Here is an 8,954-nt window from a genome sequence, read left to right on the forward strand (position 1 = left end):
CGGAAAAAGTGTGCATTTTTTGGGATTTCAAGAGATGGCAAAGAAATTTTCCAATCTCCTCCTGACTCCTGACTCCTGACTCCTGACTCCTATGCCCTCACGGAAAGACTTTCTCAGCAACCCCTATTTAAGGTTTGCTAAATAAATGTAAAACCCAGATAGAACAAAGGTTACAGGTAGTCAGTGAGCTTGTCGAAGTGCTAATAAAGAGGAAAAAATCGCCAGGGTTTTCAAAGGTATACCTGAAAAAGTGTGCATTTTTTTAGATTTCGAGAGATAGCAAATAAATTTTCCCACCTCCTCCTGACTCCTGACTCCTGACTCCTGACTCCTGACTCCTGACTTCTGACTCCTGACTCCTGACTCCTGACTCCTGACTCCTGACTTCTGACTCCTGACTCCTTGAACTCCTGACTCCTGACTCCTTACACATAATCAAGGGTTTTCTGGGAACGTCTGCACCTTACCATCGGGACTAAAGACAACTCTGAGTCTGAGGTTTTGTCCAGCTTGATTAGTAGAAACAAAGGGTTTACCAATTTCTGGTATACCAGTGTCATTAATATATTCTCTAGCGGCTCGGTTCAAGGGGAAAATGCGTTCAATAGTACCGTCAACACCCAAAATCAGACTATATTCTAGTGTCTGGGAAAATCCCGTAGGTGGCCGCCAATTCTTTTGTAAATAAGCTCTAGCTTCTGCTGCTTGAGGTACATCAAATAATTTGTTTTCCTCAGCAGCAACCTGTGTTGGGAATGGTCTTTGTCTTGCTGATCGCAATTTTTCTATTAAATCATTATCGGGAGATTTGGTTGCAGAAGCAGCTTGATCTAATTGCTGTGAATTTGGTGTAGAGGATTGTTGTCCAGAAATCTGACTCTGCACATCATTAGGTAAGGTAGCAATAGATCCAGATATAGAAGAGATACTACTTGTATTTCCAGAAGGCAAATTTTGACCAGTGACAGGAGGAATACCACCTTGGTTAATCACTCCTGTAGAGTTTTGTTGGGAACTGGGTATTGGTGATGTTCCTGGAATTTGTAGACTGCTAGGAGGGACTGGCTGTGTCTGTGGAGGTATTGTCAGTCCATTATTTGGCAATGTTCTAGCTGTGGGAAGCACGGTAGCATCAGGAAAAGTCAGAGGTTTTGGATCTAGAGTAGAATCAGCGGGTATCACGGGAGTCTCTAAATCAGGCGGCTTTATAGTATCACCACTACTAGGGGGAGATGGTAAACCAGCAAAGGAAGTCCATTCTGGTTGAGGAGTGGTTAAGTTCAGAGATGGTGCAGTTACAGTAGTTGCTGGTTGTGTGTCAGAAGTAGTCTTTTTAGCTGTTTGCTGCTGATTTTGCCTCATGCTGCTGGCATATTGCCAGGTTAAGGGAGCTAAACCCAAAGCTAGTGCTATTACTGCGGCTATAGGTGTCCAAGTAGGCAAACTGGGAATTATTGATTTCTCACTGTTGAGATTTGGTAATATTATGACATCAGTGGAATATTCTTCTAAGGCCGTGGCCAGATCAAATAGTTGTAATAGAGTAAGTTGAATTATCGGTCCTGACGTTTGATTAGCAAGGGAACCGAGATATAGTTTATGAGTTAAATTGTCACTAGATTCTAAATAAATTGTTGCCTCTAAAATTCCCATACTAGAGGGATTTGGGGTTTTAGGCGACGATGATGATGATGGGGTAACATCTTGTACTTCTGGTTGATCAGATGTTTTGCTTGATGGTTGGGATTCTAAGGAAGTGAGACAAAAGTTATCTGCTGATTTTTGTAGAAGTGCCTGAACGTAGTTAGTAACAGCATTACACAAGGCTTCTAGTTGATCACGATCGCCCTGAATAGGTACTCTCAGTTCTTCTGGTAGTGTTGGATCATCAAAGTGCAGTTGAAAACGAAGTTGATTCAGGACTGTTTGCCCTATCCAACGAGATAAAGGTGAGCTTTGCGCCAAGATTTCCAGTGTACAAGTGGGGGGAGTGTAGCGACGAATGACAGAATTTGATCCAGGCATAGCAAGAATGGCAAGGGGGACAAAAAAGAATTTTCGATTTTGGATCAGTGATTTCAAATCTAAAATCTAAAATCTAAAATCTAAAATCTAAAATCTAAAATCTAAAATCTAAAATCTAAAATTGTTTTGTGGATCGATCCAACAATGTTAACCACAGGCGGCGGTGTCCAGTAGGGGCGCTATAAAATAGTAAATCTACCAGCAGTTTTATTGCTAAGTTGGTTAGTAAATCTGTGGAGATTTGTTCATCTTCTTCCATCCGTTCTTGGTAGGTGTTACAGAAAGCATCTATATAATCTCCAAGTAAAGCATTTTGATGAGGTTCTTGATTTTTGGCAGCTATTGTTTCTAATAACCCAACAGCACGCCGGATTAATTCTTGGTGTTGTTTGGCAAGATAGCAGGTAATCAGAACCAGCGATCGCGCTTCATCTACATCTAGTTTTTTCCGTCCTCCTTGACCTTTGCGTATGGGGTTAGATTGGCGCAGTCGCCACAAGGCCACCCTATCTGGTACTTTTGACTCTAACTGGAGATTAATCGCCGCAGATAGCATAGCATCAGAACCAATGCCAGTTAAAGTTTCTAGTGCTAATAACACCAAATCTAACTGGGTTTTAATATTTTCCCATTGAACGGTATTGGAGGTCGGAAACTGGCTTAAATCCTCCCACTGGGAATTAGATGTAGCTGAATTGGCGGCCGATTGCATAACTTTTAGCATAGTTGATCAGGCGAATAAAGGCTGTTGCTGTTACCCTTTTTGAAACAGACCATCAAGTATGAAAATTGGTTTCTCGTCATCTAGCTGTAAATAAGTTTAGTAAACAGCTGTTGTTTTGGTTTTACTTTAGATGAAAATTTCTTGTTTAAATATGAGAAATTCATGATGCTTTGGTTAAGATTGGTGATTGGTGATTGGTGATTGGTAATTGGGTAATAGTTTTTCCCAATGCCCAATGCCCTAATCTACATGAGCAATAGTGACACCAGTACCACCATCTGCTTGTTCTGCTGGTTCATAATGGCTAACTCTGGGGTGTTGCTGCAAGAATGCGTGAACTCCTTGCTTTAATTTACCAGTTCCGTGTCCGTGAATAATCCATATTTGTCCAACAGCTTCAGAAATTGCTTTATCTAATATATATTCGGCATCTGCTACCCGTTTTCCGCGCAAATCAACAGTATTTTTTGATGTGCGAATGGCTACGGTTGGTGTTGGTGACGGGGTAACGGTTGGTGCTGGTTTGGGTTTGACTATGGGTTCTGGTTTTTGACCATCTAAAGATTCTACGTCTTGTAATTTCACTGTCATTTTCATGATCCCAAAGCGCACACTTAACTCCCCATCTGCATCCGGGGCGGTTATGACTTCGGCGGTTTGCCCTAGTTTGGGTATACGAATGCGATCGCCTATTTTGGGCATAAAACCGGGTTTGGGTTTGGGTGCTGGTGCTGGTTGATATTTTTCCGAAATATCACTTAACGCTTTTGTTGCTTTTTGTGCATCCTGAGCCGTTGGTTTACCCTGTTGTAACCGACGAATAACTTGGGCAATTTCTCCTTTCGCTTCTTGAATTGCTTTTTGTACGGCTATTTCTTGGGAGGCTCGCAAGTCTTTTTCTCTTTCCTGTAAAGCTGCGGCTCTTTGGGAAACTTCTTTATATAATTTCTCCGCTTGCTTTAATATTTTTTGTGCTTCTGCTGCTTTGGTTTCTTGACTGCGCCTTTGAGCTTCTAACCCGGCTATTACTTGGTTAACTTCGTCCGTTGTTTCTCCCACTTGACTTTTTGCAGCTTCTATGACTTCTGGTTTTAAGCCTAAGCGTAAGGCAATGGTTAAGGCGTTGGAACGTCCAGGAATACCCCACAATAACCGATAGGTAGGTGAAAGGGTGGCTTCGTTAAATTCGACTGATGCGTTTTCAAACCGAACATCGTCATATTTTAAAGCTTTTAATTCTCCAAAGTGAGTAGTAGCAATGGTTAACTGAGCATGATCCGCCAGATATTTGAGGAGAGCGATCGCTAATGCACTACCTTCCACCGGATCTGTACCTGCGCCCACTTCATCCAGTAAAACTAGGGATTGGTGACTGGTGACTGGTGATTGGTGATTGGTGATTGGGGAAAAGTCTTCTCCCCTGCACCCTGCACCCTGCTCCCCTGCTTCTTCTCCTGTTCCCTGTTCCCCGCGATGCACTGAGCTTGTCGAAGTGTTCCCTGTTCCCTCGCTAATGGCATTCAAAATTCGACTAATGCGGCGAATATGCCCGGAAAATGTCGATAAGCTTTGTTGTAATGATTGTTCATCCCCAATATCGGCTAAAATCTGACTAAACCAAGGAATTTCTACTGGTTCACGGGCGGGAACAAATAAACCCACCTTGGCCATTAAAGCCGCTAACCCCAACGTTTTTAAAGTTACTGTTTTACCACCCGTATTTGGTCCAGTAATTGTGACTACTTTAATATAAGGACTAATCAACAAATCCACGGGAACTACAGGATGTCCTTGTTCATGTTGTTGTTGCCAAATTAACAAAGGATGCCGTAATTGCCGCAGAGTAATTATTTCTTGCTCTTGGGGATTAATAAAGCGGGGCGGGTTTGCACCTAACCAGAAACTATACCTGGCTTTGGCTGTAGCTAAATCCAGAATTGTAACAATGGCTAATAACTTTTCTAAGTCGGTTTTAACTTCTGCTACTTGTGTAGTTAAATTCCTGCGTATGGCTTCTTCTTCTACCTGTTCTCTTTTCACAGCTTGGCGTAATTGGTTGCCCATTTGCACAATGCTGTTAGGCTCAATATATAAAGTTGCTCCGCTGGTAGATGTGTCGTGAACAATACCAGGAATTGCGTCTTTTTGTGGAGCTTTTACAGGGAGAACATAGCGATCGCCTCTTTGAGTAATAATCAACTCTTGCAGGGCATTAGATTTAACTTGGATGATATTTTGCAGTTTTTGGGTAATTTGACTGCGTAACCTGCGTAAATCTTCCCGAATTTCTCCTAATTTCTGACTAGCGCGATCTGTCACTTGCGCTCGTTCATCAATACAACGGTGAATTTCTTGCTCTAATTCTGGGTAAGTCCGTAATTCGGCGACTAACTCAGTTAAAATAGGTACATCTTCCTGGTTATCAATTAACCGCCGTAAATTTCTCGCACCAGCAAGGGTGGTAGCGATCGCTAACAGTTCCTCACCTGATAAAATTCCTTGTAATTCCGCACGTTCTAAGGAGTCACCAATATCTTGAATGCCCTCAAAGGATAACCCTGGTGTCAGTCGGCTTTCCAATTGATAGACTTCTTTGGTTTGTGCCAACAACTCTTTACTTTCCTCCAGAGTTGATGGAATTGGCAAGGCACGGGCAACTATCGCCCCTAACTTAGTTGCCGCAAAGGTGGAAAGGTGCTGGCAGAGGCGATGCCATTCTAGTAGTTCTAAGGTTTCAGACTGAATCAAGGCTTCAATATCTAATCTGAAACTATGGTAACAATTCTGGTAACAAGAAAGCTAAGTCTTTCAGGATGAAATTTTCTCCTCCACCACCTACTCCCACCAATATACATCCAGGTTTTAATACTTGTTAGCTGCTTTACTCATGCTTAGTTGAATAGTTACATTACATTATATGATGTAACCCACAAGCTAAACAATTGTTAGCTGAATTTGAATCTAGGTTTGATTGGGTTTGATCACTGGGAAAAATCTGTATCAGGATTTGCCTAAATTGCTATAAAAAATAATTTTAAGTGATTCATTCATTGCCGCCACCCTAAGTTATCAAGGTATTCACACTAAAAATATCTAATTTGTTAATATTATTAATAATAAATGTCTAATTTGTTAATATTATTAATAATAAATCATCTATTTTGTTAAATATCTCAATAAATAATCAAAAAATAAATTTTAATCTTGACATTGAATAGAAGAAGAGAATAAGATGGATTCAAACGAAAATATAAAAAACCTGCTAAATATTTTGCAGGAGCAAATATGCTGTTTAGTCCAGCAAACTTACCTTATTGGATTTTCCTGATTACAGGAATACTGCTTTTCCTGTTCATGATTATGCTAGGAGGAGAATCGGAATTAGATGCTGATGCAGATTTAGATATAGATATAGAAACCAACATTGATTTAAGCTTTGGACGATTTCTGGAATGGGCTGGTATTGGTAAAGTTCCATTAATATTGATGTTGGCAACAGATTTGAGTCTGTGGGGTGTCATTGGTTGGATGTTAAATGTGTGGCTGGGAGGTATTAATCAAAATCAACAACTGCCTTTAATGGGGATAATTATCTTGTTAATTTCCCTAATTATTAGTTTATTCATTGGCAGATTGATAGCTGAACCCATTAGTAAAATGTTTGCGGAATTTAGTGAAGATGCAAGTGGCGATCGCCTAGTTGGTTGTATTGGTACTGTAACTTCTGTTTATATTCCTGCTGAAAACATCAACAAAATTGGCCAGGTAGATATTTTCGATCCAAAAGGTAACTTTTTAACTATTAATGCTGTGATCCCAGATTGGGCAACTATCGCACCACAAAGAGGGGAAAAAGTGATAGTAATTGAACTTAAACAGCAAATCTATTTAGTAATTGCCAAAGACAGTGTAGACGAAGAAAATTGGTTAAATAGTTCCGACTCTAAAAATCAGAATTAGTGAAAGGACAAGAAAATGCTTTTTTGGTTAACATTTATTCAGGCTCTACCAAGTGTTAATGTATCGGAGTTATTAACATTTCAACTGCAATCAAAACAGGAATATAGAATATCAAATTCTCCCACATTTCCGCTGACAACTCAGCCAACTTTAGCTCAAATTAATGGGGGAATAGTATTTCCTGGTTTGATTGTAACTTTAGTTATATTACTTTTATTAAGCTTGTTTGCTTATACCAGGGTTTATGTTGTCACACCCAACAACGAAGCTTTTGTGAGAACGGGGGGATTATTTACTAAAAAGAAATCAGTAATTCTTTATGGTGGTTGCATTGTTTTACCAGGATTTCATCAATTAACCCGTGTACCTTTGCGAGAAATGTCTATTGATGTAGAAAGAACTGGAAAACTGGCAGTAAGAACAAAAGATTACCTGAGAGCAGATATTAGAGTCACATTTTATGTATGTATTAATGCTTCCGAAGAAGATGTTTTAACGGCAGCAGCAAGACTATCTCAAAATGGCAGTAGAATTACTCCTGAAGACATCAAAGAAGCTTTAGAAAAAAGGGCTGATGATGCTATTAGGGCGGCAGCTAAAACTAAAGATTTAGCAGAAATTGATTCTGATAAATTGGGTTTTGCTCAGGAAGTTTTGAATTTAGTAGGTACAGATTTGAAAAAGGTGGGATTAACTTTAAATAACATTGCCATTTCGGAAATATTAGAAAGTGTTACTTATGATCCTGATAACTTCTTTGATGCTCAAGGTGTGCGGTTGCGGACGGAAATTATTCAACGTTCAATTCAACAAAAACGGGAAGTTGAGTTAGCAACCCAAGTCGCTATTGAACAAAAAGAACTAGATGCACAAAAGCGATCGCTACAAATTGCCCAAGAGCAAGAAAGTGCTAAACTAGCTCAAAAATTGCAAGTTGAAGCACTGAAAGCACAGAGAGAAAGGGAAATTCAAGAAGCAAAAGATAGAGAAGCTGCAATGGTAAGACGTACCAAAATTTTGCAGGAAAAATCAGTGGAAGAGGAAGAAATTCGTAAAAAATTAGCTTTACAAGAAAGTCAAATTGAAGCTGATATTGCTTTAGAAGAACGGAATAAACAACTAAAAGTAGCACAAGCATTGCAAAAACAAGAAGCGGAAATTGCTGAAATTTCTCGCCAACAAAGTGTAGAATCAGGAAAGTTACAAGCGCAAGTAAAGATAGTTGAATCAGAAAGATTAGCAAAACTAGCGCAGGAAGATGTCGCAATAGCAATTGCTAATAAAAAACGTGAAAGTTTTGTTGCACAAGCAGAACAAGCGAAAGCAGAAGAAGCGGTAAAAACTGCCAGTGAAATTGAAAAAGCGGAACGCCAAAAACGTTTATCTATAATCATCGCAGAAAGGGAAGCACAAGAAAGGAGTATTAGCGATCGCAACGTTGTAGAAATTGATGCTTTCCGTCGTCGTCGTCAAGCGGAAATTGCCCAAGAAGCAGCAGAATTAGAAGCAGAAGCCATTCGTACTCTTGCAGATGCTAACCGTGATAAAGCTTTAGCTGAAGCTGAAGGTATTCAAGCCAAAATTACAGCAGAAAATACCATTAGCAATGCTAATTTAAGTGCGAAAATTCTCACAACTATCTGGCCAGAATTAGCGGATAAACTACCAGAAATTGTTACTGCTTTAGCACCACAACCAGGAGTTTTAGGAGACACTCGCATTTATTCCTTCCCTGGTGCAAATGGTAGTAATGGCAGTCAAGATATTAACAAGTTACTATTATCTACTAGCGGACTTTCCTTAATAAATACCTTGTTAGATGAAGGTAAATTAGGTGATTTAATTGGGCAAGTTAGCCAAATAGTAAGTAGTAACAACTCTGTGAAACTACCAAGCTTGAATCACCAAGAAAAAGAAAGTAATTAATAATTTGCAATTCATAATTCATAATTTTTTCAATTATCAATAATGAATTATGAATTATGAGCAGGGTAAGAGCATCTCAATCAGGCTTGACATAAGGGCTTATCGGAATCTAATGTAGAGTCAATGAAACAAGAACTGAGAACTTGAATCATGTAATCGTTATCCATAGCAGTGCGTTTCATTTTTTGTCGCAGACTACGTTTATAAGTTTGTTCACGATTAAGAGCATTGAGAGCAATGCGTCGTAAAAGAGCAAAATTTCGGGGGCTATTCCAAGAGCGAATACGACAAGAATCCTCAGCAAAAGTACAATCAAGAA

Annotated in this window: 6 protein-coding genes; 2 read left to right on the forward strand and 4 right to left on the reverse strand. The window is 39.6% G+C overall.

The genetic code is table 11. The features are described from left to right. Positions 1–435 precede the first annotated feature (435 nt). From FFR48_RS22060 to FFR48_RS22070, 3 genes are all read right to left on the reverse strand, one after another. Positions 436–2,025, reverse strand: coding sequence for a DUF4335 domain-containing protein (locus tag FFR48_RS22060; RefSeq protein WP_137668853.1), 1,590 nt, complete (start codon positions 2,023–2,025; stop codon positions 436–438). Between the two features lie 115 nt (positions 2,026–2,140). Next, positions 2,141–2,749, reverse strand: a complete 609-nt coding sequence (locus FFR48_RS22065; protein ID WP_096566762.1) for a DUF3038 domain-containing protein — start codon at positions 2,747–2,749, stop codon at positions 2,141–2,143. 240 nt (positions 2,750–2,989) lie between these two features. Continuing rightward, entirely contained in the window at positions 2,990–5,497 is a 2,508-nt protein-coding gene (locus tag FFR48_RS22070; protein ID WP_137668854.1) for an endonuclease MutS2, read from the reverse strand. A gap of 537 nt (positions 5,498–6,034) precedes the next feature. On the opposite strand from FFR48_RS22070, the gene FFR48_RS22075 reads away from it, so the two are divergent. Further along, positions 6,035–6,709, forward strand: coding sequence for an OB-fold-containig protein (locus FFR48_RS22075; protein ID WP_096566759.1), 675 nt, complete (start codon positions 6,035–6,037; stop codon positions 6,707–6,709). 15 nt (positions 6,710–6,724) lie between these two features. Then, a complete protein-coding gene (locus FFR48_RS22080) occupies positions 6,725–8,635 on the forward strand; it encodes a flotillin family protein (protein ID WP_096566757.1) in 1,911 nt (636 codons plus the stop codon). 80 nt (positions 8,636–8,715) lie between these two features. On the opposite strand, the gene FFR48_RS22085 is transcribed toward FFR48_RS22080, so the two are convergent. Beyond that, a partial coding sequence (locus FFR48_RS22085; RefSeq protein WP_371851470.1) for a transposase occupies positions 8,716–8,954 on the reverse strand: 239 nt, incomplete at its 5' end.

Origin of the sequence: Sphaerospermopsis reniformis (assembly GCF_005402885.1) — a bacterium.
GTDB classification, from domain to species: Bacteria; Cyanobacteriota; Cyanobacteriia; order Cyanobacteriales; family Nostocaceae; genus Sphaerospermopsis; species Sphaerospermopsis kisseleviana.